This is a genomic window from Mesorhizobium sp. M2A.F.Ca.ET.046.03.2.1, assembly GCF_003952425.1.
GTDB lineage: Bacteria > Pseudomonadota > Alphaproteobacteria > Rhizobiales > Rhizobiaceae > Mesorhizobium.
This window is the reverse complement of record NZ_CP034449.1, coordinates 1,691,636-1,717,943: the sequence shown is the minus strand read 5'-3', so window position 1 is coordinate 1,717,943 and position 26,308 is coordinate 1,691,636. Positions and strand designations below refer to the sequence as shown.

At 64.1% G+C, this 26,308-nt stretch carries 28 protein-coding genes; 11 read left to right on the top strand and 17 right to left on the bottom strand.

All coding sequences use genetic code 11. From position 1 onward, the window contains the following. Window position 1 precedes the first annotated feature (1 nt). From tagH to tssA, 8 genes are read right to left on the bottom strand one after another with little or no spacing between them, the layout of a single operon-like run. Window positions 2–1,456, bottom strand: coding sequence for a type VI secretion system-associated FHA domain protein TagH (gene tagH, locus EJ072_RS08270; RefSeq protein WP_126079271.1), 1,455 nt, complete (start codon window positions 1,454–1,456; stop codon window positions 2–4). After that, a complete protein-coding gene (gene tssG, locus EJ072_RS08265) occupies window positions 1,456–2,520 on the bottom strand; it encodes a type VI secretion system baseplate subunit TssG (RefSeq protein ID WP_126079270.1) in 1,065 nt (354 codons plus the stop codon). Before tssG ends, tagH begins: the two co-directional genes overlap by 1 nt. After that, window positions 2,484–4,358 (bottom strand): type VI secretion system baseplate subunit TssF, encoded by a 1,875-nt coding sequence (tssF, locus tag EJ072_RS08260; RefSeq protein ID WP_126079269.1) that lies wholly within the window; start codon window positions 4,356–4,358, stop codon window positions 2,484–2,486. Before tssF ends, tssG begins: the two co-directional genes overlap by 37 nt. 1 nt (window position 4,359) lies before the next feature. Then, window positions 4,360–5,112 (bottom strand): type VI secretion system baseplate subunit TssE, encoded by a 753-nt coding sequence (tssE, locus tag EJ072_RS08255; RefSeq protein ID WP_042638539.1) that lies wholly within the window; start codon window positions 5,110–5,112, stop codon window positions 4,360–4,362. Continuing rightward, entirely contained in the window at window positions 5,099–5,575 is a 477-nt protein-coding gene (locus EJ072_RS08250) for an Hcp family type VI secretion system effector (RefSeq protein ID WP_126062707.1), read from the bottom strand. The genes tssE and EJ072_RS08250 overlap by 14 nt, the downstream gene beginning before the upstream one ends. Before the next feature lie 46 nt (window positions 5,576–5,621). Then, window positions 5,622–7,127: a type VI secretion system contractile sheath large subunit gene (gene tssC, locus EJ072_RS08245; RefSeq protein WP_010910844.1), complete on the bottom strand. Its 1,506-nt coding sequence runs from the start codon at window positions 7,125–7,127 to the stop codon at window positions 5,622–5,624. A 3-nt stretch (window positions 7,128–7,130) separates the two neighbouring features. After that, window positions 7,131–7,667 carry a type VI secretion system contractile sheath small subunit gene (gene tssB / locus EJ072_RS08240; RefSeq protein ID WP_040985731.1) on the bottom strand — a complete coding sequence of 179 codons (537 nt, stop codon included), beginning with the start codon at window positions 7,665–7,667 and terminating at the stop codon, window positions 7,131–7,133. A 5-nt stretch (window positions 7,668–7,672) separates the two neighbouring features. Next, complete coding sequence (tssA, locus tag EJ072_RS08235) at window positions 7,673–8,848, bottom strand: type VI secretion system protein TssA (RefSeq protein ID WP_126079268.1); 1,176 nt, start codon at window positions 8,846–8,848, stop codon at window positions 7,673–7,675. Window positions 8,849–9,177: 329 nt separating this feature from the next. On the opposite strand from tssA, the gene tssH reads away from it, so the two are divergent. Beyond that, a complete protein-coding gene (tssH, locus tag EJ072_RS08230) occupies window positions 9,178–12,006 on the top strand; it encodes a type VI secretion system ATPase TssH (protein WP_126079267.1) in 2,829 nt (942 codons plus the stop codon). Between the two features lie 279 nt (window positions 12,007–12,285). Then, a complete protein-coding gene (locus EJ072_RS08225) occupies window positions 12,286–12,729 on the top strand; it encodes a host attachment protein (RefSeq protein ID WP_245467255.1) in 444 nt (147 codons plus the stop codon). Window positions 12,730–12,820: 91 nt separating this feature from the next. Here the strand turns inward: EJ072_RS08225 and EJ072_RS08220 are convergent, their stop codons facing one another. The 4 genes from EJ072_RS08220 to EJ072_RS08205 all read right to left on the bottom strand — a co-directional run bounded on the left by EJ072_RS08220 (window position 12,821) and on the right by EJ072_RS08205 (window position 15,328). Further along, window positions 12,821–13,297: a plastocyanin/azurin family copper-binding protein gene (locus EJ072_RS08220; RefSeq protein WP_126079266.1), complete on the bottom strand. Its 477-nt coding sequence runs from the start codon at window positions 13,295–13,297 to the stop codon at window positions 12,821–12,823. A 299-nt stretch (window positions 13,298–13,596) separates the two neighbouring features. Further along, window positions 13,597–13,812 (bottom strand): hypothetical protein, encoded by a 216-nt coding sequence (locus tag EJ072_RS08215; RefSeq protein WP_126079265.1) that lies wholly within the window; start codon window positions 13,810–13,812, stop codon window positions 13,597–13,599. 148 nt (window positions 13,813–13,960) lie between these two features. Next, window positions 13,961–14,788 carry a universal stress protein gene (locus EJ072_RS08210; RefSeq protein ID WP_126079264.1) on the bottom strand — a complete coding sequence of 276 codons (828 nt, stop codon included), beginning with the start codon at window positions 14,786–14,788 and terminating at the stop codon, window positions 13,961–13,963. 87 nt (window positions 14,789–14,875) lie between these two features. Beyond that, complete coding sequence (locus EJ072_RS08205) at window positions 14,876–15,328, bottom strand: flavin reductase family protein (RefSeq protein WP_348526227.1); 453 nt, start codon at window positions 15,326–15,328, stop codon at window positions 14,876–14,878. Between the two features lie 254 nt (window positions 15,329–15,582). Between EJ072_RS08205 and EJ072_RS08200 the strand changes: the two genes are divergently transcribed. The 7 genes from EJ072_RS08200 (at window position 15,583) to EJ072_RS08170 (ending at window position 20,713) form a co-directional block, all read left to right on the top strand. Further along, complete coding sequence (locus EJ072_RS08200) at window positions 15,583–15,810, top strand: hypothetical protein (RefSeq protein WP_126079263.1); 228 nt, start codon at window positions 15,583–15,585, stop codon at window positions 15,808–15,810. Further along, window positions 15,807–16,190: a phasin family protein gene (locus tag EJ072_RS08195; protein WP_126079262.1), complete on the top strand. Its 384-nt coding sequence runs from the start codon at window positions 15,807–15,809 to the stop codon at window positions 16,188–16,190. Before EJ072_RS08200 ends, EJ072_RS08195 begins: the two co-directional genes overlap by 4 nt. A gap of 67 nt (window positions 16,191–16,257) precedes the next feature. Beyond that, window positions 16,258–18,066 carry an alpha/beta fold hydrolase gene (locus tag EJ072_RS08190; protein WP_126079261.1) on the top strand — a complete coding sequence of 603 codons (1,809 nt, stop codon included), beginning with the start codon at window positions 16,258–16,260 and terminating at the stop codon, window positions 18,064–18,066. 63 nt (window positions 18,067–18,129) lie between these two features. Continuing rightward, window positions 18,130–18,456, top strand: coding sequence for a cytochrome c (locus EJ072_RS08185; RefSeq protein WP_126083551.1), 327 nt, complete (start codon window positions 18,130–18,132; stop codon window positions 18,454–18,456). 39 nt (window positions 18,457–18,495) lie between these two features. Beyond that, a complete protein-coding gene (locus EJ072_RS08180; RefSeq protein ID WP_126079260.1) occupies window positions 18,496–18,921 on the top strand; it encodes a DUF3775 domain-containing protein in 426 nt (141 codons plus the stop codon). A 72-nt stretch (window positions 18,922–18,993) separates the two neighbouring features. Next, window positions 18,994–19,821 carry a universal stress protein gene (locus EJ072_RS08175; RefSeq protein WP_126079259.1) on the top strand — a complete coding sequence of 276 codons (828 nt, stop codon included), beginning with the start codon at window positions 18,994–18,996 and terminating at the stop codon, window positions 19,819–19,821. A gap of 55 nt (window positions 19,822–19,876) precedes the next feature. Then, window positions 19,877–20,713 (top strand): universal stress protein, encoded by an 837-nt coding sequence (locus tag EJ072_RS08170; RefSeq protein WP_126079258.1) that lies wholly within the window; start codon window positions 19,877–19,879, stop codon window positions 20,711–20,713. Between the two features lie 84 nt (window positions 20,714–20,797). Here EJ072_RS08170 and EJ072_RS08165 read toward each other — a convergent pair whose 3' ends face one another. Together EJ072_RS08165 and EJ072_RS08160 are read right to left on the bottom strand one after the other, a co-directional pair. Further along, a complete protein-coding gene (locus EJ072_RS08165) occupies window positions 20,798–21,001 on the bottom strand; it encodes a hypothetical protein (RefSeq protein WP_126079257.1) in 204 nt (67 codons plus the stop codon). A 138-nt stretch (window positions 21,002–21,139) separates the two neighbouring features. Beyond that, window positions 21,140–21,379 (bottom strand): hypothetical protein, encoded by a 240-nt coding sequence (locus tag EJ072_RS08160; RefSeq protein WP_126079256.1) that lies wholly within the window; start codon window positions 21,377–21,379, stop codon window positions 21,140–21,142. Window positions 21,380–21,411: 32 nt separating this feature from the next. On the opposite strand from EJ072_RS08160, the gene EJ072_RS08155 reads away from it, so the two are divergent. Continuing rightward, entirely contained in the window at window positions 21,412–21,975 is a 564-nt protein-coding gene (locus tag EJ072_RS08155; RefSeq protein ID WP_245467254.1) for a hydrolase, read from the top strand. 90 nt (window positions 21,976–22,065) lie between these two features. Beyond that, on the top strand, window positions 22,066–23,037 hold the full coding sequence (locus tag EJ072_RS08150) for an alpha/beta hydrolase (protein ID WP_126079255.1): 972 nt from the start codon (window positions 22,066–22,068) through the stop codon (window positions 23,035–23,037). Here the strand turns inward: EJ072_RS08150 and EJ072_RS08145 are convergent. The 3 genes from EJ072_RS08145 to argF all read right to left on the bottom strand — a co-directional run bounded on the left by EJ072_RS08145 (window position 23,034) and on the right by argF (window position 26,308). After that, entirely contained in the window at window positions 23,034–24,308 is a 1,275-nt protein-coding gene (locus EJ072_RS08145; protein WP_126083550.1) for an MFS transporter, read from the bottom strand. The genes EJ072_RS08150 and EJ072_RS08145 overlap by 4 nt on opposite strands. 70 nt (window positions 24,309–24,378) lie before the next feature. Then, entirely contained in the window at window positions 24,379–25,305 is a 927-nt protein-coding gene (arcC, locus tag EJ072_RS08140; protein ID WP_126079254.1) for a carbamate kinase, read from the bottom strand. A gap of 1 nt (window position 25,306) precedes the next feature. Beyond that, window positions 25,307–26,308 (bottom strand): ornithine carbamoyltransferase, encoded by a 1,002-nt coding sequence (gene argF / locus EJ072_RS08135; protein WP_126079253.1) that lies wholly within the window; start codon window positions 26,306–26,308, stop codon window positions 25,307–25,309.

Below are 26,308 nucleotides of genomic sequence, written 5' to 3'. Positions count from 1 at the left end.
CCTACTCCTCTTCGTAAGCGTCCCTGAAGTCTGCGCCGATCTCGCCCAGGAAGCTCGATTCCGCGCTCTGGGCGATGTCGCGATGGCGTTTCTGGTAGAGCTCCCACAGCTTGGCGTTGCGCCCGCCTGCGAGCAGATTGCCGATCGCGGAATTGGACTTGAGCTCTTCCTCGATCGCGGCCGGATCGAAACGGTCGATCATGCGCCGAAGCGCGGCGTGAACGCCGCGCCAGGCGCGCACGTGATGCTGCGCGAGGTCCTTGACAGCATCGCTGATCGCCGCCTCGCCGGAGAGAAAGCCGGGGCTGCGCTCGGCGATGATGGTGACGATGACATCCTCGACCGTCGGCAGGAATTTGAGCGGGTTGACTTCCGAAGAACCGACCACCGTCTGCGCGACGCGCGCGCTCCCCTTCTCTTCGGCGCGCTTGCGCAAGAGCTGCATCAGGCCGTCGAGCATCAGCCTGTATTCGCGGCCGAATTTCTCCATCTCGACGAGCGGATCGCGCCCGGGAAAGTCGGCCTCCTCGACGCCCATGCCGCGCAGGAATGCCGCGCGCAGCGCCATGTCGCTCGGCGCAGGCTGCGCTGCACGCGATGGCCTCGGCGCGGAAACAGGGCGAGGTTGCGGAGTAGGGGGTTGGGGCGCCTGCGCCGGTATTTCCCAGGGACGGGCGGCCTTCGGCTTCTCGGCCGGCCGCTCGAAGCGATCGGCTGGATCGGCACCGTGGCCGGAAGCGGGCGTCGCGGCTGGCCCGAAGCTGAAATCGTCGAAGCCGGCGGCTTTGGGCGGGGGCTCGGGCATGTCGTTGCGCGCTGGCATGTCGCCAAAGCCGAACGGGTCCGCTCGGCCGGTGGCGGGCTCGTCGTTCGAGGTCGGCGTCGCCACCGGATCGAGGCTGAACGGATCGTCGAAGGCCGGCGAGCTGCGCTGGTTCGAAGCGCGATCGTAAGCTCCGGGCACAGGCTGCTCGAACGGATCGGGCAGCCCGGCCGGGCGCGGCCGCTGCGGCTCCTCCTCGGCCTTGGCCGAGAAGAAATCGTCGCCGCCGATATTGGCTGGCGTCCGCGCCTGTGGCGACGGCCATGCCGGCACAGCATTGGCGATCGGCGCCTGGCCGATCGAGGTGTGGCCGGCGCCCGGCTGGATCTCAACATGGAGCACATAGTCGCCCATGCGCAGCCGCATGCCGCTTTGCAAGCGCGTCGACCTGCCGGTTCCGAGCGGGCTGTCGGAGTCGTCGATGAACAATCCACTGCTCGACGTGTCGGTGACAAAATAGCCGTCGCGGCCGCCGCTGATCTTGCAGTGCGCGCGTGAGACGAACATGTCCGGGTCGTCGATCTGCCAGCCGGCATCGGCGCTGCGGCCGATCACCAACTCGCCCTCGTCCAGCCGGGTCTGCCTGACCACCTGCGAGCGCGGACCTTGTTCCAGGGTCAGAAGCAGGCTCATCAGGCTGCCTCCGCCATGTCCGGCCGCCAACCGACGATGGTGCGCAGCCTGAGATCGTCGGCGTCTCCCATTTCGGTGGGGCGCGAGAGCCATGAGGTCCGGCCGAGCTGGATCGTTCCCATCTTGGGCGCCGGCACGGCGTCGCGCGCGAGCACGATCCTGAGGTCGACATCAAGGGCTTCGCCGATCATGTCGCGCACCGCCTTCTTGAACAGGACAAGCCTCCGTTCTCCAGGCAGGAACGACTTGAAATCGTCGAGGCTGAGCGGGCCGACGCGCAATTCGATGCGGCTCTGCCGGCTGAAGACGCGCGGGCCGATCGTGGCCCCGCGCCCCAGCGCCGCATAGGCCTTGCCGACTTGGCTCTGCAGCGCCTTCGGAATGGCGATCCAGGCGGCGACGAATTCCTTGATCTCAACCGGCACCTTGAAGGCGGTGGCGAGGAACAGCGTCAGCCGCTCCGCGCCGTCGACCTGGTTCGCCAGCGATCCGGCCTGGCGCAGCCGAACCGTGTCGAGCTCGGGGTCCTGCGTGCCGGGAAGGCCGATGCCGGCCATGGCTTCCAGCATGGCGCGGACACGACCGCCGACCGAACGTTCGATCTGCACCGCCGGATGCGCGTCCGCCCAGGCGCGATAGTAGAGCGCGATCATGCGGTGCTGCAGGATGTTGACAAAGTCGACGAAGGTCGTGTCGCTGGTCTGCTCGGCGTCGGCACCGGTGAACCAGCGTTGCGACAGCCGGTCGAGCACCCAGCGCGTCAGATGCAGCGGCATCGGCCCTTCCGGCCCGAGCAGGCCGAGATTGGCGAGGGTCACCCGCGCCGGAGCCTTTTCGCCCGCATCTTGGAATTTGACCACGTCCCTGGCCGAGAAGCTCAGGCGCACATGCTGGCCGAGCCTTGCCGGCTCGCGCTCCGCGGTTCCCGAATGGCCGAACAGACCCCGTCGCTGCTCCAGCCGGCGCAGCAGCTCGAAGAAGTCGTACCCCTCCGACAGCGGCTCCGCCTCCGTTGGGGCCGGTTGCGCTAGATCAGGTAGCGATTGCCGGGCGTCATCGGCCATGGCACATCCTCCTGCTTCTGCAGCAACCGCGTGCGAGTCCGCACGAAACCATTTATCCCGGCATGGCGGGCGAACAGCCGCGCAAGCAGGGCCGAAAGCAGCAGTGTGCTTTGACCCGCCAGCACCGACTGGTCGACATGCAGCGTCACCTCGGTGCCGCGGCCGAAACACATCGGCCCGTCGATCTGCAGCCGCTCGATCACCGGGCGCGAGTCGATGCGGGTGATCGAATGCACGTTGCGGGCAAGGCTTGGATCGCCGCGATCGGCGTAGAGGTCGAGCAAGGCGTGCAGCGGGTCGACGCCGCGGCCCTCCTTGGCGAGGCTGAGGAAGTTGAGCGAAAGCTGCGCCACCAGCCGCCAGGCGAGATTGTCGGCGCGGGATTCGCCTTCGGCGCCGGCCGGCAGAGCTGCCGGGATGGCCGGCTGCGGCGGCCGCAGCGCGCCGAGCAGCCGCACCGCTTCCACCGGATCGGCGGTCTCCAGCGTCAGCGTCGGCGTGTCGTCCAGGATCGCCAGGTCGCGATTGGTGCAGAGCGCCATCACGTCGAGCCGCTTGAGCGGCCGGTTGGCCGGGCTCCCCGCCGGGCGCGACACCGCGATGAAGACATCGTCGCCGGTATAGGAGGTGCGGGTCAGGCCGTCGCGCCGCTCGTCCTCCGTTGCCCGGCGCGGGCGCCGCTCCGTCGAGTAGACCCAGCCGCTGCCGCGGTTCTGCCCGAGGCTGAACAATTCGGGAATGACCGCTTCGCTGCCTTCGGCGTCGGCGTCCTCAACCCGGGTGACGCGGAAGATCTCGAAGTCGCGCGCCCTGGTGCGATCAGCATGCAGCACCTGGCGCGTCCGGCGCGGATCGATCTCGATGACGTTGCATTCGCGTTCGAAGAGATTGATGATCGGCGTCGCGAACAGCTCGAAATCGGCGGCCGTCACATCGGCGAGCTCCGGCACCGGACGCCGGAACAGGAAGATGATCTCTATTGCACCATCGCACTTGCGCACCACCGGCTGCAGGCCGGCGACCCGCACATAGTGGAAGCGCTCCGGGATCATGAAATATTCGCGCAGCAGCCGGTACCCCTCGAAAGTCGGGCGGGTGCGCGGCATCAGCGCTTCGTCGTCGTGGATGCCGATCATCTCGGGCTCGGGCAGGGCGGTGAGCGGATTGGTCTTGCCTTCCGCCCGCGCGCCGACGGCCGAGCAGGCGCCGAAGATCGCGTCGAAGATGAGCGGCGCCTTGGCGCGCCCGGCGAAATAGAGGTCGAGGCGGTCGAGCGACAACTCGCTGAGCTTGCCCTTTCCGGTCCGCGCCAGCGTGATGCGGAACGCCGCCTCGCCGCGCACGCCGCCGATCGGCGCGATGCCGGCGGCCGCCAGCGCGCTGCGGTCCTGGAAATAGCCGACCGAGGTGATCGCGATCGGCCACAGCGTGACCTCTTGCGCGGTGGTGAAGGTCGAGCGCGTCGAGAGCCCCGGATGCAGGCCCGAGACCAGCCGCGTGCCGCGCGCGACGGCATGGCCGGCGATCATCGACTGCACTTGCTGTCCAGGTTTCAGCACGGCCATCGCCGTCGCAGGCGCCGGCGTCACCAGGTCCGGGTAAAGCACGTCGAGCACGGCTCGCGAGAAGCGCGAGCGCTCCGCGTCGACCTTGAGCCGCGTGCGCGCCGCAAGGAAGGCAACGCCGTCGAGCAGCCTTTCGACATAGGGGTCGGGGCAGGGGACGGTATCGAGGGAAAGGTTGCGCGCGACCGCCGGATGCATGTCGGCGAATTCCGCGGCCAGCGCCCGGATATGGGTTAGTTCCTCTTCGTAATACTCTACGAAGACCCGATCCATCTCAGGTCTCCCGGAATTCGGTTCGCGCCAGGCCGTTGTCGAGATTGATCGTGGTGCGCAGCCGCATGCGTTCCGGCGTCGGCGTCATGATCAGCACGGCGTCGATCTCGATCTTGAGGCCGACGCTTTTGTCGCCGAGCGTGACATTCACGGTTGTCGCGCTTTCCTTGAGACGCGGCTCGAAGGTGGCGAGCACCGCGCGGATTTCGCGCGCCAGCGTGTCGCGGTCGAAATCCCGCGAGGAGCGGCCGGAGAAGGACGGCACGCCGTAATTGACGACGCTGCGGCGCACTTCCGGAAAATCGGCCAGCGACGGCAACTCGTCCAAGGGCTGTTCGTGCTCGGCGTCGGACAGCATCGGCACGGATTCGAAACGCTCGGTGTTGAACAGCGCCTCTATGTCGCGCCGGACGGCTTCGCGCAGCACGCGCGCCGATACCACCACGCCGCGGCTTTCGATTTCGGCGCGATGCTCGGTCTGGAAGATCAGCCTATGCAGTCGCCGTTTCTGCTCGGCCGTAAGCTCGGCATCGGCATCGATGGCCCGCGCGCTGCCGGCAAGAAGAGCCTCGACGCGCTCGGCGCCGAGTTCTTCATCCAGCAGGCGACGCAGCCCGTCGATCTCCGACGTCAGCCCGGGCAAATCGTTGACGAGGCGGTCCCAGAGGGAGGGCTGAACCGCCTCGCGCTTTGCCCGGGAGCTGCCGGCGAGCTGCGCCTTTGCGCCGGGCCGCTTGGCCTCACTTGCCGACATAGACGTCCATTTCGATCTCATCGTCCTTGTCGTAGACGAACTTGATCTTCTTGTAGGCGAAGCTGACCTCTTCCTCGATCAGGTCTGGCTCGTCCTGCGCCTGCCGCATATCGTATTCCATGATCGAGGCGTCGGTGAGAGTCACCACCAGATAGTCGCTCGTCTCGCCGTCGATGGTGCGGCGTGCCGAGAACACCACCTCGTCCAGCGCCTTGTTCTCGAACAGCGCCTTCTTCAGGTAGGGCGACGACTTGTCGTAGTGCTTGAAGAATTTGATCATTCCCATGGACACGCGGCCGCGCCGCGACAGCGAGTTCGGGTCGTAGGGCGCGATCATCTTGTAGTCGACGCCGTGGATCTCGATCTCGTCTTCATGGCCGTCACGTTTGCTCGGGCCCTTGATGTCCGGCACTTTCAGGAAGCCGTCGATTTTCGTCGAGGGCGCATCGGTTCTGTCTGGCATTGTCTTTCTCCACCGCTACGAAACAAGATGACTTTGCTTAACGAGTTCAGCCCTTCACCGACGGCAGTTCCGACACCAGCCGGAGCGAGGCGTTGATGCCTTCCAACTGATAGTGCGGACGCAGATAGAAACGGGCGTTGTAGTAACCGGGCCGGCCTTCGACGCTGTCGACCTGCACCTCGGCCGCGGCAAGCGGGCGCTTGGCGCGCGCCTTGTCGTCGGCGAAGGCAGGGTTGGCCAGCACGTACCGGTTGATCCATTCTGTCAACCAGATCTCCATGTCGGTGCGTTCCTTGAACGAGCCGATCTTGTCGCGCGCGATCGCCTTGAGGTAGTGCGCGAAGCGCGAGACCGGGAACAGGTAAGGCAAGTTGGCGGAAAGCCGCTCGTTCGACTGCGCGTCAGGATCGACCAGACGTCCGGCGCGCGTCTCGTCGTCCTGCAGCGAATGCGCGCCGATGAAGGCCGCAAGGTCGGTGTTCTTGCGGTGCAGGATCGGCATCAGGCCGAGTTTGGCCAATTCCGCTTCGCGCCGGTCGTCGATGGCGACCTCGGTCGGACATTTCATCGCGATCGAGCCGTCGTCGGTTGGGAAGGCGTGCACCGGCAGGTTGAGCACCGTGCCGCCATTCTCGACGCCGCGGATCTGCGTGCCCCAGCCATAGAGCTTGTGGCTGCGGTTGATGTTGACGCCCATCGGGAAGGCGGCGTTCATCCAGACATATTTGTTGTGGTCGCCGCCCACCTCCTCCTCGAAGGTGAAGCCCTTCACCGGAACGGTTTCCGAACCATAGGGCAGGCGCGCCAGCACGCGCGGCATGGTGAGCCCGATATAGCGGGCGTCCTCGCTTTCGCGCAGCGACTGCCAGGAGGCATAGGCCGGGTTGTTCACGATCATCTGCAGGTCCTGCGGGTTCGGCAGTTCCTGCCAGCTGTCCATGCGGAACAGCCGCGGCGAGGCGGCAGCGATGAACGGCGTGTGCGCCGAGGCGCAGACGCCCGAGATGTTGCGCAGTAGGCCGACGTCGCGCGGGTGGTTGGAGAACTCATAGGCGCCGATGATGCAGCCGATAGGCTCGCCGCCCAGCATCGAATACTCGTCCGTGTAGACCTTCTTGAAGATCGGGCTCTGGTCCCACATCTGGCCTTCATAGTCTTCCAGCGTGTCGGCCAGCTGCTCCTTGGAGATGTTCATCACCCGGATCTTCAGCTTGGTATCGGTCTCGGTGTTGTTGATCAGGTACCAGAGGCCGCGCCACGTGCCTTCCATCTCGCGCACTTCCGGCGCATGCAGGATCTCGTTGACCTGCGTCGTCAGCATCTTGTCGATGCCGGCGATCAGCGACTTGATCGACTTGATCGCGTTAGAAGAGATGGTCGTCGTCTCGGAGCGCGATTGCGCCGCCAGTGCCAGGTTGCGCACCAGCTGCTGCAGCTTCTCGCTGTCGTCCTTCTTGACCTTGAAATCCTTTTCAAGGAGCCCGCTGAATTCGCCGAGATCGATGGCTTCCGCCTCGGCGGTGGCGGCTGCGGTTTTTTGCTGTTCGGCCATGACTTACTCCTCGCCCTTGCCGTCATCCATCGCCTGGCTGGCGATCTTGCTCAGCAGCGGCTCGTTGTTCAGAAGCTGCGCGATGCGCTTTTCGGCGTCGACGCGGCCGTCCATGAAGCCCAGCAACTCCTCGAGCTGGCGGCGCATCTTCAGGATCTCGGCCAGCTGCGGGACCTGCTCGGCGATCTTGTCCGGCGCGAAGTCGCCCATCTTGGAGAAGGTGAGGTCGATGGCGAGCTCTTCGTCCCGCTCCTGGCCCTCGGCTTGCGGCAAGGTGTTCTTCACCCGCGCCTTCACGCGCGGCCCCATCGCTTCCATGAATTTCGGGAAGCGGTTGGCGTCGGTTTCGACGAAGTTGCGGTCGAGGACCGATTTCGACGCTTCCTTGGTCTGCGAAGCGCCTGCAAGGTCCGCCATCACGGCCATGACGAACGGCAGTTCGATCGTCGTCGGGCTGCCGTAGGTTTCGACATCGTAGGCGATCTGCACGCGCGGCGCGCGGTTTCTTTCGATGACCTTCGCTTTGCTCTCTGCTGGCATGCTTGTTACCTTTCATCCTTCTGGGCCGGCTTCTTGGGATCCGGGACACCGGCAAGCAGCCGGAATTCCTTCAGCCCCGACGGGGCGAGATCTTCCATCAGTTCCACGAAATCCATGTGCACCATCCGGCGCACCCGCCGGGCGAGATGCGGGATGGGGCTGGACGGCTCGGTGCGGTCGTAGAAGGCGACGACGAGGTCCAGGCATTTGACGACTTCGTCGCGCGAGTTGATCCGGTCCGGCAGGCCGGCGCTCGCTTCGACTGGGCTTGCCACACTTGCCATCGGCTCGGCTCCATGACCGTTTCGGGCGGGCGTCGATGCCGGCTGAACCGGCTGTGGGGAGGCTTTCGCGGCACCATTCGCCACTTGGGCGCCCGCGCTGGAATTCCGCTCCAGCGTCGTCAGCAAACGCTGCAGGAACTTCTTCAATTCCGGGACGGTGGCGCCATTGCCTTCGATGCGGGCATTGAGGGCGGTATCAATCGCGTCGAGAGCGGCGATCGCGGCACGCGCGTCGGCCAGCAGCGACGTCATCGCGTCCGCTGCTTGATCGATCTGCGCCGCGCATCCTGTGCGCACACGGTTCAACAGCTGGTTGTGGGCGTTCGTCAGCGCCGCCTTTTCGGCGGTCCCGAGGCCGGAGGCTGCCTCCTGGAGCATGACGCGTTCGTCGAGCGCCGCCTGTTCCAGGTCCCGGCCACTGATCGGCCCGATCGCGCGCGGCGAGAAGAATACCGCCTGCCTGAGGTTCGCCAGCAGGCCTTCCTGGCCGTTTTGCAGGTCGAGCAGCGCATTGATGCGGCGCAAGGCGGCCTCGCGCGGCGCGCCCGTCCGCAGCGCAGGGTGCATCGTGTCCCAGTACTGTTCGAAGGTCCTGGCGATGAGCGTCAGGCCCTGGGCGAGGCCGGCCAGCCCTTCCTCGTTGGCCAAGGCCCGCGCAACGATGACCAGCAGCCGCAGATCCCGGCCGCGCGGACGCAATTCCTCGGCTTTTTCCAGCACGGCCGTCCAGTCGACCGGACTGGATTGCGAGGTGGGCTTGCTGTTGCCGTCGTGAACGACTTTGACCTGAGGCTCGGTCAGGCGCTCCAGGTCATGAAAAGCCGGGTCGTTGCGCAAGTCCTCTCCCGACGGATTCGCACCGTTCAGAGGATTCAGCCAGAGTGCGAGATCAATCACACCAACCCCCAGCCAGCGGCCCTGAGACCCATGTGACGTAACGTTATCACCGGCCTCACGCGACGACAATTGAGCACCTGCGCAAAAACTAACGGAAGCTAAACGCAGCCGCCTTCTCGGCGAACCCATTGCGCGATTGTCGGAACCGGTATGTGAAATGGCTCGCATAGTCCGGACGGCAATCCATGTTTGTTGCCACGAGTTTGCAAGGCTTGTGTAACCGGGCGGTGCCGCCCGGATGGATTCAAGGGCCCTATCCGCCGCACGGCTTTGTCAAGCAGCCGCTTATATGGCAGGGTATGGGTCGGCAGGTTGCGGGAGCAGGTTCGATGGAACAGCGCCGGTCATCGCAGAGCTTCAAGCGTAAGGAACTGGTCGCCAAGCTCAACGCCACGGGGGTGCGCGCCTTCAAGGCCGCCGCCGACACGGCCAAGCTGCGCGGCAATCCCTATGTCGAGCTCGCCCATTTCATCCAGCAACTGGTGCTGTCGGAGCGCTCGGATGTGCAGATGATCGTCGCCGACGCCGGACTGGATGTCAGCCGGCTGACGGCCGACATGACCCGCGCCATCGACAAGCTGCCCTATGGCGCCACTTCGGTGGAGGAATTCTCCGACCACATCTTCCACGCCATCCAGGAGGGTTGGAACCTGGCGACGCTGGAGTTCGGGGTCGAGGAGGTGCGCAGCGCCCATATCCTGCTCGCTTGTCTCAAGACGCCGGCGCTGGAAGGCCTGGTGTCGAAGATCAGCGCCGAATTCGACAAGATCGATGCGGATGGCGTCATTTCCCGCTTCGCCGATGTCACGGAAGGCTCGCTCGAAGCCGGCTCACCTCCCGCCGCGGCCGCCGCGGAGACACCGGTCAAGCGCGGCCCGGGCGGGGATTCCGCCCTGGCCAAATACGCCACCGACCTCACCCAGCGCGCCCGTGACGGCAAGATCGATCCGGTCGTCGGCCGCGATCCGGAAATCAGGCAGATCGTCGATATCCTGATGCGACGCCGGCAAAACAACCCGATCCTGACCGGCGAGGCCGGCGTCGGCAAGACGGCGGTGGTCGAGGGATTTGCGCTGCGCATCGCCCAGGGCGACGTGCCGCCGACGCTTCAGAATGTCTCCGTACGCATGCTCGATGTCGGGCTGATGCAAGCCGGCGCCAGCGTCAAGGGCGAGTTCGAAAAGCGGCTGAAGGCCGTCATCGACGAGGTCCAGGCCTCCGAAGTGCCGATCATCCTGTTCATCGACGAGGCGCATACGCTGATCGGCGCTGGCGGCGCGGCGGGAACCGGCGATGCAGCCAATCTGTTGAAGCCGGCGCTGGCGCGCGGCGAATTGCGCACCATCGCGGCCACGACCTGGGCCGAGTACAAGCAGCACATCGAGAAGGACCCGGCGCTCACCCGCCGCTTCCAGGTGGTCAAGATCGACGAGCCGTCGGAAGCCGTGGCCGTGCTGATGCTGCGCGGCGTCGCCGGCGTGCTGGAGCAGCACCACAAGGTGCAGATCCTGGACGAGGCGATCGAGGCGGCGGTCTCGCTTTCGCACCGCTATATCCCGGCGCGCCAGTTGCCGGACAAGGCCGTCAGCCTGCTCGACACCGCCTGCGCCCGCGTCGCGGTCTCGCAGCATGCGACGCCGGCCGAAGTCGAGGACATACTGCGCCGCCGCCAGGCGCTGGAGGTCGAAAGCGGCATTATCGGCCGCGAAGCGGCGATCGGCATCGACGTCTCCGACCGGCAGGCCCGTGTCGATGCCGGGCTGGCGGAAACCGAGACCGCCTTGGCCGCCGCCCAGGCGCGGTGGGATCGGGAAAAGGCATTGGTGGCTGAGATCCTCGACCTGCGCGCCAAATTGCGCGGCGAGGGTGTGCCGCTCGACGAGGCGGCGGCTGAGGAGACTGCCGGGACCGAGAGCGGGCACGGCGCAGCAAAGGCGCCCGAACAAAAGGCTGCCGAGAGCAAGGCTGGCGACGGCGCGGCTGCCGGGGCCAAGAAGGCCAAGACCCAGAAGGCCAAAGGGGCAAAGGCCGCAAAGGCCGAAACAGTTTCCGCCGAGCCGGCGGATGAAGCCGCCGCCGACCTGGCGAGGCTGCGCGAGTTGATGGCGGAACTTGCGGCCGCGCAGGGCGAGACGCCGCTGATCCTGCCGTCGGTCGACCGCAACGCTGTCGCCGCCGTGGTGCAGGATTGGACCGGCATTCCGACCGGACGCATGCTCTCCAGCCAGACCGAGAAGGCGCTGAAGCTCGCCGCCACCCTGTCCGAACGCGTCGTCGGCCAGGATCACGCCATGGAGATGATCGCCAGGCGCGTGCAGACCAGCCGCGCCGGCCTCGGCGCGCCGGAAAAGCCGGTCGGCGTGTTCCTGCTCTGCGGCCCTTCCGGCGTCGGCAAGACCGAGACCGCGCTGGCGCTGGCCGAGACGCTCTATGGCGGCGAGCAGAACCTGATCTCGATCAACATGTCAGAGTTCCAGGAAGCCCACACCGTCTCGACGCTCAAGGGCGCGCCGCCCGGTTATGTCGGCTACGGCAAGGGCGGCATCCTGACCGAGGCGGTGCGCAGGAAACCCTATTCGGTGATCCTGCTCGACGAGGTCGAGAAGGCGCATCCGGACGTGCACGAGATCTTCTTCCAGGTCTTCGACAAGGGCATGATGGATGACAGCGAAGGCCGCAGGATCGACTTCAAGAACACGCTGATCCTGCTCACCTCGAATGTCGGCTCAGACGTCATCATGGACCGCACCAGGAACGGCACCGTGCGGACCGGCATCGACGATCTCGACCAGGCCCTGCGCGCGCCGCTGCTGAAAGTGTTCCCGGCCGCCTTCCTCGGCCGCGTCGTCACCATTCCCTATTATCCGCTGTCGGACGCGATGATCGAGGCGATCGCCCGGCACCAGTTCGGCAAGATCGCGCGCCGGCTCAAGGCCACCAACGACGCCGAGCTGGTGATCGGCGATGGCGTGATGGATTTGGTCAAGGCGCGCTGCACCGAGATCGAGTCCGGCGGGCGCATGATCGACGCCATCCTGACCAACACGCTGCTGCCGGAACTCAGCCGCGGCGTGCTCAACCGCTCGCTCGAGGGCAAGAAGATGGCGAAAGTCATCGTGGGTGCGTCGCCGGAAGGATTCACCTACTCCTTCGAATAGGACCTTGCCGCGGCGGGTCAAGGTTCGACGGCGCCGCCGTCCGGCATGCCAAGTTCGTCGGCTTTGATGCTCCGGCATGATCTACGCCGAGGGGGGCGCTTCGACGGATTCGATCGCCTGGCACCGCCCGGAGGTGCTGACTGTCATCGAGGCGCTGCATTCCGCCTTCTGCTCGACTTAGCCGGTCGTTCATGGCCGTGCCCGGCTTTGATCAAGGTCAAAGCGACGCGAGGGGATCGGGGCTTACCTGTCTGGCAATGGCAGTGAAATGATCGGACGGTGCCGGAGTGCTCGGCTGATCCGACCTCGGAGAAACACATGATTCTGAATAACGGCACTCTCGTCGCGGTTACGGATGGCGAGAGCCTGCGGCTGTTTCACAACAAGGGGCACGAACCTCATCTCGACCTGATCGAAGTCGAGGATTCGGTCCTTGAAGTGGCCCACGCCGGATCCGGCGGCAGGCATCGCAGTTCAACCGCCAATCCGGACGAGTCCCGGCTGGGTGAAGACGACTTTGCCGCGTCGATCGCGAGCTACCTCAATCACAAGGCCCGCGAGAAAGCCTGCGAGCATATACTGGTGATCGCCGATCCGCGCACGCTTGGTGAGATGCGAAGGCACTATCAGCCGTCATTGAGCGCCAAACTTGTCGGCGAGGTCGCCAAGGACTTCGTCAAGCACCCCGTGACGTCGATCAAAAGCGCCATAGAAGCCGCCTGAGCCCATCGACACTCCGTTCGCCCTGATCGGCATAACCACATTGGCTGGGCGAGCACGCCGCGGTTCGTCGCCGGGCGTGCTCGGTGTCGTCTTACTGAACCTTGATGGTGGCCCACATGCCGTTCATGAAATGATCGGGGATGTTGCAGAAGACCGCGTAGAAGCCTGGCTTGAGGTCGAGCGTCAGCGAACCCGACTTGCCCGGATCGAGTTCCGAGACCTCACCCAGATGGCCGGCCGCATCCTCATCGACACGGTTCTCGTTCGAAATATAGGGCAGCGTCGTCTTTTTTGGGTCCGCCACGGGAACGACGATCATTTCATGGACCGTGGCCTTGGAGGTGTTGGTCACATCGAAGGTCACTTTGCCAGCCGGCACGACCTTCTTGTCGACCTGAACCTTCATCATCGCCATGTTCATATTCGCCGGCATGCCCATCCCCATCTTGGCGTCGGCGTTCATGTCGCCGTTCTTGTCCCACAATTTCACGTTGACCGTGGAATCCGCGAACGCCGGCGCCGCAACGGCCAGCGTGGTCAACGCAAGTCCAATTTTCAGAAACTGCATCGAATGTGCTCCTGTCTGCCGTCCGACGACCACAAAGGCGGACTGCTTGGAAAGATGATTGGTCGCGAGCGCTGTCTAGCAAGCCCAGCCTGACAACCCGCTGACGGTCCCGACGCCCGGTGGTTGGCGATCAACATCACAGTCGACGATGTCTACGCGGCCGAGACAGCCGCCCGGGAGATCGGCGGCGTCCCGACTGATTGCTAGGGGCGTGAAGACGGGTTAGCGACGCAATAACCGTGATCCTCGTCAAGTTGGACAGGATTCGGCCAAACCCTCAAGACGCCCGGCGCGGGAGCTCACAACAAAGAAAAATGCGAACCCAGGAACACGAGGACCTGGCCGGTGATCAAGGGAATCCTCAGCAGCGGACCGTCCTCTCCGCTGTCTTGCACCGGCTGCCCGAGCACGCAGGGATGCGCCTTCAGCACATCTCTCCAGATGGTTGGAAAGTCCGATCCCTTGCTTCTCTCAGCATTGCAGGTGTCGACAAGCCTCACGACGGCATTTCTCATTGAGCGGCGTTACCTTAAGTGCCTGAATGCGCCACATATGAAGGATTTCGATGCGAAGAATTTTGATTTCGGTCAATGCGTCGAAAAATAGTCGCCTGCAGCGACACCACGCATTCCCCTGCATGCAGCTGTGCCCTCAGTTGCGGCGTCAGTTCGACATCAGCCGATTGAGCCACACCTCGTCCAGCAAGGAGCGGGTAACGCCGCCGAACACCCACTCCCTCAACCGGCTATGCCCATAGGCGCCCGACACAATCAGCTCGGCATTCATCGAGGCGAAGAAATCGACGAGGCGATTGCCTTCATCATCGGCCGTCTTGATGATCTCGGTGCGCGCCTTGATGCCGTGACCGGCCAGGAAGCTCGCCACGTCCTTGACGCTGTCCCTGGTCCAGTCGTCCGGATTGCGATCGACCGCGACGATGGTGACTTCCTCGGCCATGGCCATAAGCGGTACAGCGTCCGCCACCGCCCGCCTGGCCTCACGCGTGTCCTTCCAGGACACCACGATCCTGCGAGCCGGCAAATCCATCGCGCCCTGAGCCGCGACCAGGACCGGCCGGCCCGCGCGCAGCACCAGCGCTCCTGGATCGACCGTGCGGTAAGAGTCGCCCGTCGACGCGCCCTGGAAAGCGCTGGTGACGACGATGTCGGCCATGCGGGCTCTCCGGGCCACGGCATGATTCGGATTTTCGATATCGCCATGCCAGTCCGTCTTGACCGCTCCGGCCACCAGGCCGTCGAACTCGCCGTTCAGGCTGGTCAGGCGGCGTCGGATCTCATCCCGCGACTGTTCCCAGATATCGGCGGCGATCGCCGCGCCCTCAGGCGCCATCGTCACCGGCAACGGAGCATCCGCGGCGCAAAACCCTATCAAACGGGCATCAAAGCGCCTGGCGAGATTCACGCCGATCCGCGTGATCGGTTCGATCGGACCGTCGATATTGAGGTTCAGGAGAATTGATTTGTAGCTCATCGTACGCGCCTTCGACTTGATCCTTCTCGAGGGACCAAACCCTATGTCGCAAGAGCCTGCGCGCCTTGATGTGGATCAAAGTCGTTTCTAAGCCGCGCCCCCGACTTTCAAGGCATCCGGGATTCGAAATGGATGACCTCGCCATCGACCACCGAAGGTGCCATGCCCGATGTGATGGATGGTTTTTGGCCTCGGCTGTTGCGGATCGATCCAAGCCTTGACGACTTCCAGCAGGAAGAGATTGTGTCTGTTGACCAGGCGCGTATCGACCACGCGGCACTCTAGGTTGGCGAAACATTCGGCCACCAGCGGCGCCGATACTTGTTCGGCGGGAAGCGGCGTGAACCATGCGGTCGCGAACTTGTCCGTGTCCCGGCCAGAGCAATTGCCGACCTTCACGACCTTCTCCGCAAGGCCGACGGCAGGGAGCGCGATCACGCATTCCCTGGTTTGACGCAAGGCGAAGAAGGAGAGGTCATTGCTTGACACGACGCAGGCGATCATTGGCGGCGCGACTTCCACCATCATGTGCCAGGACATCGTCATGATGTTCGAGCGGCCTTGCCTGGACCGCGTCGAAAGCAGGACGACCGGACCGGGCTCAATCAGCCGGTAGACATCGGCAAGCGGCAATTCCTTCATATCCGTCCCTCGCTTTGCGTCTGCGGGTGGGCTTGTGGGCTTGTTGTCCCGGACTTGTCGCGGGCATTGGCGTCACTCGCCTTGATCAGGGTCAAAGCCGGCATGCCGGGCCGGATTGATCATGATCAATGCCAGCTTGCGCGGCACCTGCGATGTTCGGCCAGGACGGCCAAAGGGGCTCGTTGATGGTCACTGAAGATTTCCTGCTATGGGGCGCCGTGCTCTGCCTCGGCTTCATCGCCGGAGCCGCGATCTATTTCGAGCGGGCGTCGTTCCGGCGAAGCAAAGGCTTGTCCGCAAGCCACGGCTTTGGGCGCCGCTCACGGCCGCATCACCCAAAATCAGAATTGAAGCGAGAAGCGAAGGGAAAGACACCATGATGTGGAATCCAGAAGAGTTTCGGGCGCCCGAGCTGCTCCCTTTCGCCCACACCGGCCAGAAATTCGTAAGAGCCGCCGCCGCGATGCAGGCGCATTCGGTCCGCGCGCTGCTGCGCTACCAGATCGAAGGCGTGTCCTTCCTCAAGCGGCGGTTCGAGGATGACCTGAAGCTTGTAGAGGAGCTGATCGGCGGTGACGAGTTCGTCGATGCGTTCGACGTGTTCGTGAATTTCGTCCAGAACGCCACCTCCGACTATGCGAAGGAAGCCGGCAAATTCGCTTCCATCGGCGCCAAGCTGGCTTCGGAGACAGCCGGGCAAGTCCGCAAGGAGGCGGAAGCAACGATGAACGACATGGCCGCGGCAACGCTTCCCGCCTGAAATGTCGCCATCAGGGAAAAGCTGGAAGCCAGCCGCCGATCGGTCCTCCGCCTGGAGCAGTCATGACATGGCGGAAGATCCGGGGACGCCGCAGGGCTCCATGGGCACCGAGGTGATGGCCGCGGCCCCGGCGCCGCTATTGCCGGACGAAGAAAGCGCAAGGGTCTATCGCGATGTCGACAGGCTCTCGCATGCTCTGGTAGCGGCCTTCACCGCGGGCATTTCGCCGATCAGCCTCCTGCAGGCCTGGCAGGACTGGCTGCTGCACTTGTCCACATCACCGGGCAAGCAGGCGGAGGTCTCCACCAAGGCGGTCGAGAAGCTCGTCAGGTTGAATGATTTTCTTTTTCGCTGCGGGCTTGGAATGGGGACCGCTGCGCCGACCATCACACCCCTGCCGCAAGACAGAAGGTTCCAGCATCAGGCGTGGCAGTCATTCCCCTTCAACGCCGCGCAGCAAGCCTTCCTGCTTTCCCAGCAATGGTGGCACAACGCGACCAGCGGACTTCCAGGCGTTACCAGAAGGCATGAGCGCCTCGTCGAGTTCTATAGCCGGCAGATCCTGGATACCGTCTCTCCTTCCAATTTCCCGGCGCTTAACCCGGAGGTCATCGACAAGACCCTGCGGAAAAATGGCGCCAATTTCGTCAACGGCGCCAGCAATCTGGTCGACGACCTGCTGCGTCTGGCCGACGGCAAGCCGCCGGCTGGCGTGGAAAACTTCCGGCCGGGCATCGAGGTTGCCGCCACACCGGGCGAGGTGATCTTCCGCAATGAACTGATCGAGCTGATCCGTTATGCGCCGATGACGGACACCGTGAAGGAGGAGCCGATCCTCATCGTCCCCGCCTGGATCATGAAATACTACATCCTCGATCTTTCACCGGAGAACTCGCTGGTCCGCTATCTTGTCCAGAGCGGCTATACGGTTTTCTGCATCTCCTGGCGCAATCCGGGCAGCGATCAGGCTGGAGTCTCGCTCGACGACTATCGCCGGCTCGGCGCGATGGCGGCCATGGACGCGGTCGAGGCGGCGACGGGAAGCAGCCGGATTCACGGGGTGGGCTACTGCCTTGGCGGGACGCTGCTGTCGATAGCGGCGTCGGCAATGGCCCGTGACGGCGACCACCGCCTGGCCAGCCTGTCGCTTTTCGCAGCGCAGGTGGATTTCGAAGAACCGGGCGAGCTCGGCCTGTTCATGGACGAGAGCCAGATCACGCTGCTCGAGGACGTGATGTGGGTGGAAGGCACCCTCGACCAGCGCCGCATGGCTGGCGCTTTCCAGATGCTTCGCTCGCAGGATCTGATCTGGTCACGCATGGTGCGCGAATATCTGCTCGGCGAGCGCGCTCCGATGACCGACCTCATGGCCTGGAATGCCGATTCAACCCGTATGCCGTTTCGCATGCAGTCGGAATATTTGCGGCAGCTCTATCTGGACAACGACCTTGTCGAGGGACGCTTTCGCGTCGAGGGAAGGCCTGTTCATCTGGAAGACATTCGAGCCCCGGTCTTCGCGGTCGGCACCGAGACGGACCACGTCGCGCCGTGGCGTTCGGTATTCAAGCTGACCTATCTCCTGGACACCGACATCGACTTCGTCCTGACCACCGGCGGGCACAATGCGGGTATCGTGTCGGAGCCCGGACACCCGAGCCGTTCCTATAAAAGGCTCAGTTGCCGCCATGCCGCCATTCGTCCCGGCCCGGACGAGTGGGCAAAAGAGGTGGCCGTGACATATGGCTCCTGGTGGCTGGCCTGGGTCGAATGGCTGGCCGGTCATTCCAGCCGTGAGGTCGCGGCCGACCGGGGCGATGCCTTGGGCGCCTTGAAGACGGTTTGCGCGGCGCCCGGCACGTATGTCCTCGAGCGGTAGCTGCGTTCCAGCCGTTTGAGCGAGGTCAAGGCGCGGCGTCCGCTCAAGACGTATTCAGCAGCCATGAAACGTCAAACAGCGCTCAAGGTTCTGCCGTTTGCTATCGCCTTCGCATCGCCGGCTTGGGCGGGCGATAATCTGCAGGTCGCCTATGGCAAAAGGCTGGTCGAAACAAACTGCGCGCGGTGCCACGCAGTCGGCCGGACTGGCGAAAGCACCCATCCCGATGCCCCGCCTTTTCGTCTATTGCACCGCCGCTATCCGATCGAGGACCTGCAGGAAGCCTTGGCCGAGGGAATCTCCACCGGCCATCCGGACATGCCCGAGTTTGTGGCCTCTCCGGATCAGATCGAGGCGATGATCGCCTATATCGGGAGCCTCGGCCAATGACGGGATCCGTGGCGCTGACGGCGCAAGAGGAGGTATCGGATGAAACGCGGGATCGGTAGTGAGGACACCGAGGCTCCTGAGCTGGCGATCTCCGCCGGCAAGGTCTGTTTCATAATCGCCAAGGCGCATGGATTCGATGTCAAGGTCGCCGTCACCGAGCCGGATGCGGGCTCCAATCCCACGGACGATGGCGAAGTCGCGGTGCTTCAGGACCATGATGATGACCCCGTGCGCGAAGAGCTTGGGTCGCTGATCTCGGATCTCTCCGTCGACGAGCAGATCGACCTCGTGGCGTTGACATGGCTCGGCAGGGATGACGGCAAGGCGGGCGATTGGGACGAGGTTCGTCAGCAGGCCGCCTACGCTCACAACAGGCACACGGCCGACTATCTTTGCGGCAACCCGCTGTTGGGCGATCACCTTGCGGCCGGACTCGATGCTCTCGGCCTGTCCTGTCCCGACTGAACCGAAGTTGATGCACATCAAAGCGGGGCGCTTTCGGCCGTGCTGGTCTACCCTCTCTGATGGAGCCCGGATATGATCTACACGACGATATTGGTCCAGCTCGATATCGACGCCCCGGCAACGCCGCGCCTGATTTTCGCGCGGCAGGTCGCAAGGAAGTTCGAGGCGGATCTGATCGCGCTGGCGGCTGCCGAGCCCTCCGCATTGGTGTCGCCGAGCGAGTCCTCTCCGGCTGTGGCCGAGGTGTTGCGTCGCCGGACGCTCGAGATCGAGGATCGGATCAGCAATCTCAAGGAGGAGTTCCTCGCCGTCGCCGGTGACAACGAGCGCGCATCCTGGCGTGCGGAACTCGACGACCCTACGCGCGCCGTGGCGCTGCACGCGCGGGCGGCCGATCTGGTGATCACCGGAGCGCCGGCCGCGGTCGCCGCCGGCGATTTCCGAAGGACCGTGGATCCGGGAGCATTGGTGCTTTCCGCGGGCAGGCCGGTTCTGTTTGCGGCCGACGATCTCGCCTCCTTCAAGGGTGAGAGGATCATGGTCGCCTGGAAGGATTGCCGCGAAGCGCGGCGGGCCGTGGTCGACGCGATGCCTTTCCTGCGCAACGCCAAGGAAGTGACGGTTTTCAATGCGGCCGAGGAAGGAACGCTCGTCGCGCGGGATGGCGCGGCGGACGTGGTGCGCTTCCTCATGAGGCATGGTGTGAAAGCCCGGTCCCAACTGCTCGAAAGCGAGGGAAGCTCGGTGGGCGACTCGATTATCGCTGGAGCTGATCGAATCGGGGCCGATCTCATTGTGGCCGGTGGTTATGGCCATAGCCGGTTCCGCGAATGGGCGTTCGGGGGCGCGACGCGATCCCTGCTCGGATCGGGCTCGTTCCACAGGCTGCTGTCGAACTGAGTAGCCACTGCATTCCATGTCCGCCAGGCGGGCATAAAATCCAAGGAGACAAGCTATGCAGATGCTGGCATCCCTGTTCCTGCCGACTTATCCGGACCCGCCGGGCCCGAAGATCGCGTCGAATGCGGTGGCCGTGGCCAAGCAGCTTGGCGCCACACTGGATGCGGCGGTCATCAATGTCGACATTCCGGACGTTTCCAACGCACTGTCCAGCTTCCTGCTCGACCTCCCTGCCAAGATCCGTGAGGTCGAGACTGCCAGCAGGAATCGCGGCAAGGCCCTGCTGGAGAATGTCGCGGCCGAAGCCGCGCGGTGCAAAGTTACCCTGACCACTCAGGAGTTGAAAGCGCAGCCCGCGTTCATAGGGGAAGCTGCCGCCCGGGAGGGCCGCTATTTCGACCTCTGCATGGTGGGATGGGCGAGGGATACCGAGTCCATCCGCATGACCGCGGAGGAGGTCGTGTTCAGCTCCGGCCGGCCGGCCTTGATTCTCCCGGGTGACGAAGATGTCGGTGCGCTCGACAACGTGGTGATCGCCTGGGACGGCAGCCGCGTGGCTGCAAGGGCAGTGGCCGACGCGAAGCCGTTCCTGGAACGCGCATCGGCTATATCGATCGTGAGCGTGAGCGATGAGAAGGTGCTGCCAGGCAAGGATATTGCTGAACGCCTTGCGCATGGACTTGCGGCGCGCGGGCTGCGTGCGAAGGCCCAGTCCATTCAAACTGGCGACAGTGAAATTGGCGTCGCCCTGCAGGAGCATGCGCTTAAAGTCGGCGGCAACCTGCTGGTCATGGGTGGCTGGGGCCACTCCCGCCTGAGGGACTTTGTGCTTGGCGGGGCGACGGAGGGGATTTTGTCGAATCTGCGTCTGCCGGTCTTGATGTCGCATTGATGCAAGCCGCCCGGAAGCGCGGTTCCGGGACAACAACGACATGCATCGAAACAGGGACTTGAAGCGCGTCGCCTGGATCCAGTTTCAACGCACCGCGCTTTGCGCTCGGGCAATATCATGATCATCGAAGGGATAGAAGTGGACCGCCTTCAACCTGATTGGCACGTCATGACCTTCAATGCGCACCGTTGTCCACCGGTCCCCCAGATCATCCTGCCAGGTGTCGGTGACGCGACATCTTACGGCCAGGTCCATGCCGACTTCGATCTTGTCAGTTCTCCTTGCCATCTCGAACTCCCTTTTCTCCGTGCGATCGTGCGATATCGCGTCCTGCTTTCACCGTCCTTCGCGCCGACTACATCGGCATTTCCGGCTCAAGCGCGCGCTCCTTTGCCGGCTCGGCTATCTCCGTCATGGTCGCCTCCGTCAGGAGCAGCACGCTGGCGACCAAACGATGGGCGCGCCCCATTTTTTCTCGATCAGAACCGAGTTCGAACGAGGACCGAGCGTCACCCGCACGGCGTCGGCGAGTTGGGTCGCGCCGCGCAGGATTTTTTCGCGCGCCGCCGAGCGGAACAATACCTGTTTGTGGGCCATGGTGGTCTCCAGACTATCCGACCGATTCCCATAGCCGCGTTGGCGCCGACCTGCCTTGACGCGCGTCAATTGTGCATTCCTGGCGGCGTTGACCGGAATCAATGAGGACCGGTTCGCCAGCTGGTCTGATGGGGCTCTCAGGTCAGGAGACGATGATGCGAACGAACGAGACGCCACACTACGATACCAGCGTGAACACGACCGGTTGCTGCCCGAAGTTCAACCCCGGCGGTTGGGATGATCAGGAGCTGCATTTCCGTGACAAGCCGTTCGTGAGAGCGGTGACGCACAGCGTCATGCATGTCCCCGTGAACATGGGCAGCGTTTTCACGCGCGTTAATCGGCACATCGACGATGCCGGCGCTTCGGCCGATGGCCAGTCCATCGTTCTCAGCCGCGATCTCTCGCCCTGGACCAGCGAACATCTCTTCTCGGTTTCGAAATCTGTCCCCGAGGAAGAGATGACGACGCTGAGCGGGGACTTCGTGACGAAAGTGTTCGAAGGCCCCTTCAGCCAGGCAAGGCAGTGGCACGAAGAGATGCTGCAGATGGCGCGTGATCGGAAATCGGAACCGGGCGACGTTTATTTCTTCTATACGACCTGCCCGAAATGCGCCGAAGCCTACGGAAAGAACTATGTCGTTGGGGTAGCGGCCGTGGGCTAGCCCACAACGCAACGCGCTGTCAGTTTGGATAGATGGACTTGCGTTCGAGCGAGGCAGGTCAATATGCGCTCACCCTGATGGAGCCCTTGCATGAGTCGAATTGGCGGTTTCCTGCTGGTCATGCTTATCGCCATGGCGACCGCGGCCGGTGTGGCTTTCGTGCTTTACAGGAACGAGCTTGGTCGCTTGCGCGACGCCGTCGGCCGAGGCAGTCTGGTCGCCAAGCTCGACATCGGCCCAGTTGAATATGCCGACAGCGGCGCGGGCATTCCGCTGCTTTCGATCCACGGCTCCGGCGGCGGCTTTGATCAAGGCCTTGCCCTTGCTTCCGGTCTTGTGGGGGAGGGCTTCCGTATCATCGCGCCGTCGCGCTACGGCTATCTGCGCACGCCTGTTCCGCAAGACCCTTCTCCGGCCGCTCAGGCCGATGCTCTCGCGGCGCTGCTCACCAAACTGAACGTTTCCAAGGCGGTGGTCGTCGGCGTTTCGGCTGGCGCGCGGTCAGCGGTCGAGCTGAGCCTTCGGCACCCGGACAAGGTCGCCGCTCTCATTCTGGTCGTCCCGGCCCTTTATTCGCCCACCAGTCCGGTCTCGGTCGACGTGGATCCGGGTAACAGGTTTGCGTTCTGGGCTGTCAACGCCGGCGGCGATTTCGCCTGGTGGGCAGCCGAGAACATCGCGCCATCGGTACTCATTCGCTTCCTCGGCATTCGGCCGGCGCTGGTAGCGGCCGCGCCCCAAGCCGAAAGAGACCGTGTGATGAGCTTCGTCAGAGGCGTTGAACCATTGTCGCTGCGCTTCTCCGGCATCAATATCGACAGCGCTCCGGAGCTGCATGAACAGCCGCTGGCTGAAATCGCTGCACCGACATTGATCGTCTCGGCGCGCGACGACCTGTTCAACACGCTGCCGGCAGCCGAGTTCGCGGCGGCCAGGATTCCCAGCGCCAAGCTGGTGGTCTACGATACCGGCGGACATCTTCTCGTCGGGCGGACGCAGGAGGTTCGCATGGCAATCCGCACCTTTCTGGCCGGCGAGGGCTTGATCCCGTCAAACCATTAGCCCGCGGAACCGGTGATTGTCGGCGTGACGACCGCCGCGGGGGCCGTTGCGTCTTGGCCAAGGGTCGGCGTCAGCCAACGGACGAGGCCAAGGCCGAAGAGCGCCAGCGCCGTGAAGCCCGCGCCCGCCAGGAAGGTCATCCTCGGTCCGAAAAAATCCCAGAGCGTGCCCGCCAGCAGGCTGGCGGCCAGCAGCGCAAGTCCAGTCGACAGGTTGAACATCCCGAAGGCGGTGCCTCGCAGTTCCGGCGGGGCCGTATCGGCGACGAGCGTTGCCAGGAGGCCCTGCGTAAGCCCCAGATGCAGGCCCCACAGGCCCACGCCGAGCGCTGCGCCCGCAAGATTTCCAGGGAACGCCAGCACGATGTCCGCGGCAATCAGGACCAGGAAGCCGAGGATGAGCATCGTCAGGCGATTGACGCGATCCGATAGCGCGCCGGCCGGATAGGCCGAGAGCGAGTAGACAACGTTCATGACCACCAGCACCAGCGGGACGAGCCCGATCGGCAGGCCCATGCCCTGCGCGCGCAGGATGAGAAACGCTTCGCTGAACCTGGCCAGGGTGAACACGGTGGCCACGCAGACAACCAGCCAGAAGGATGAGCCCAGGCGCTTGAGCTCCGGCAGGCTCAAAGGGGCGCGCACTTCGCGCAGCCCCGTGGGCCGGGCCGGCTCGCGGACGGCGGTAACCAGCAGCACGACCGCCAGAAGGCCTGGAACAACCGCGACCCAGAACACGGTCCGAAACTGATTGGCGGTCAGCCACATGAGGCCGATCGCCAGCAGCGGCCCGACAAACGCGCCAACCGTGTCGAGTGCCTGGCGAAGCCCGAAACTCGCGCCGCGCGCGTCGGCGGGGGCGATGTCCGCAACCAGGGCATCGCGCGGGGCGCCGCGAATCCCCTTGCCCACACGGTCGACAAATCGCGCCGCCACCAGCCAGCCAATCGAGGAAGCCAGCGGGAACACCGGCTTGGTGAGAGCGGCGAGGCCGTAGCCGATGACCGCCAGCAGCTTGCGTTTTCCCAGCCAATCGGACAGCGCGCCCGAAAACACCTTGGTGATGGCGGCCGTCGCTTCGGCAATGCCCTCAATGGTGCCGACCGTCACCATCGACGCTCCCATGATGGTGACGAGGTAGACTGGCAGCAAGGCGTGGATCATCTCCGAAGAGACGTCCATCAGCAGAGACACGAAGCCCAACGCCCAAATCCCCATGGGAATGGTTCTAAGGCGGGTGCGGGTGGTCTCCGCGGTCTCGAGCTGCTTCATTGATCCCTTCGGCACGTCGACATTGGGCACGTTCAACATAGCGAACTCGCGGTGCGCAAGTACACCGCGATCAGCTGTTTTGCGGTTCCTTGAGCGGGGCTTCCAACCAGGTACCGCGCTCGCCCCTGACGATTGCCAGGGCATCTTCGAGCTTGCCGATCGCGGCAGGCTTGCCCGTTGCTTCGGCGAACTCGATCGCGGCACCGACCTTCGGCCCCATGGATCCGGCCGGAAAATTCCGTCCCGATATCTCTGTCGTGGCAACGTGCCGGAGCGCGCGGGCCTGCGGCGTACCGAAGCCGGCATAAACCGCATCGACATCCGTCAGCATCAGCAGCATGTCAGCCTTCAATTGACGCGCCACAAGCGAGCTTGCCAGGTCTTTGTCGATGACGGCTTCGACGCCAATCATGCTGCCATCGTCGCGGGCGATGACCGGGACACCTCCACCACCCGTGCAGATGACGACGACGCCCTGCTCGACCAGATAGGAGATCACCGACACTTCCAAGATATCGAGAGGCCGCGGCGAGGGCACGACACGGCGCCATTTGTCGCCGTCAGGCGCAACGGTCCAACCGCGCTCGCCCACGAGCCGTCGCGCCGTCGCCTCGTCATAGACGGGGCCGATCGGTTTTGTCGGATGGGCGAAGGCGGGGTCGCCCGGGTCGACCTTCACCTGTGTCAGCAATGTCGCGAACAGCCTCTGGCTGATAAGGTTGGCAAGTTCCTGCTCGATCATGTAGCCGATCATGCCGGCGCTTTCGGCGCCGAGCACGTCGAGCGGGAACGCGCCGTCGCTCGAGGCCGCCGACTGGAGCGCCAGCAAGCCGACCTGCGGGCCGTTGCCATGCGTGATGACGAGCGAATGGCCTTGGTCGATAAGCGCCGCCAGGGCGGATGCCGCATGCTTGACATTGCCGCGCTGATTTTCGGCGGTCATGGGCTCGCCGCGCCGCAACAGCGCGTTCCCGCCGAGAGCCGCAACGATCAGCATCTCAATTGCCGATCGTCGCGACGAGCAGCGCCTTGATCGTGTGCATGCGGTTCTCCGCCTGGTCGAACACGATCGACGCGCCCGATTCGAAGACCTGATCGGTGACCTCCATGCAGTCGATGCCGAATTCGCGCGAGACCGAGGCGCCGACCTCGGTCTCGGTATCGTGGAACGCCGGCAGGCAATGCATGAATTTCACGTGCGGATTGCCGCTGGCCGACATCACCTCGCTCGTCACCCGATAGGGCGTCAGCAGGCGGATACGCTCGGCCCAGGCCGACTTGTCCTCACCCATGGAGAGCCAGACATCGGTGTAGATGAAGTCGGCGCCTTCGACGCAGCTCTTCACGTCTTCGTCCAGCCTGAAGCGGCCGCCGCTGCGCTCCACCAGGGTTCTGACATGGGCGCAGAACTCGTCGTCCGGCCAAAGCTCCTTGGGTGAAGCGATGCGCATGTCGACGCCGACCTTGGCGGCGCCCACGGCCAGGGATAGCGCGACATTGTCCCGACCCTCGCCGACGAAGGCGACCGTCATGTCGGACAGATGCTTATGCGTGAATTCACGCATGGTCATGAAATCGGCGAGGATCTGCGTCGGGTGCGCTTCATTGGTCAGGCCGTTGTAGACGGGTACGCCGGCATGCGTGGCAAGCAGCTCGGCCTGATGTTGCGCAAAGCCGCGATATTCGATCGCATCATACATGCGGCCGAGCACGCGCGCGGTGTCCTTCATGGACTCCTTGTGCCCGATATGGCTGCCGCTTGGGCCGAAATAGGTGACGTGGGCGCCCTGATCGTAGGCGGCCACTTCGAATCCCGTCCGGGTGCGGGTCGAGTCCTTTTCGAAGATGAGCGCGATGTTCTTGCGAACGAGGCGCGGTATCTCGTGCCCGGCCTGCTTGGCTGCCTTCAGATCGGCGGCCAGCTTCAGCAGGAAGCGGATCTCGTCCGCCGAAAGGTCGTCCAGCGAGAGCACCGAGCGTCCATGAAGGTTGATCGACAT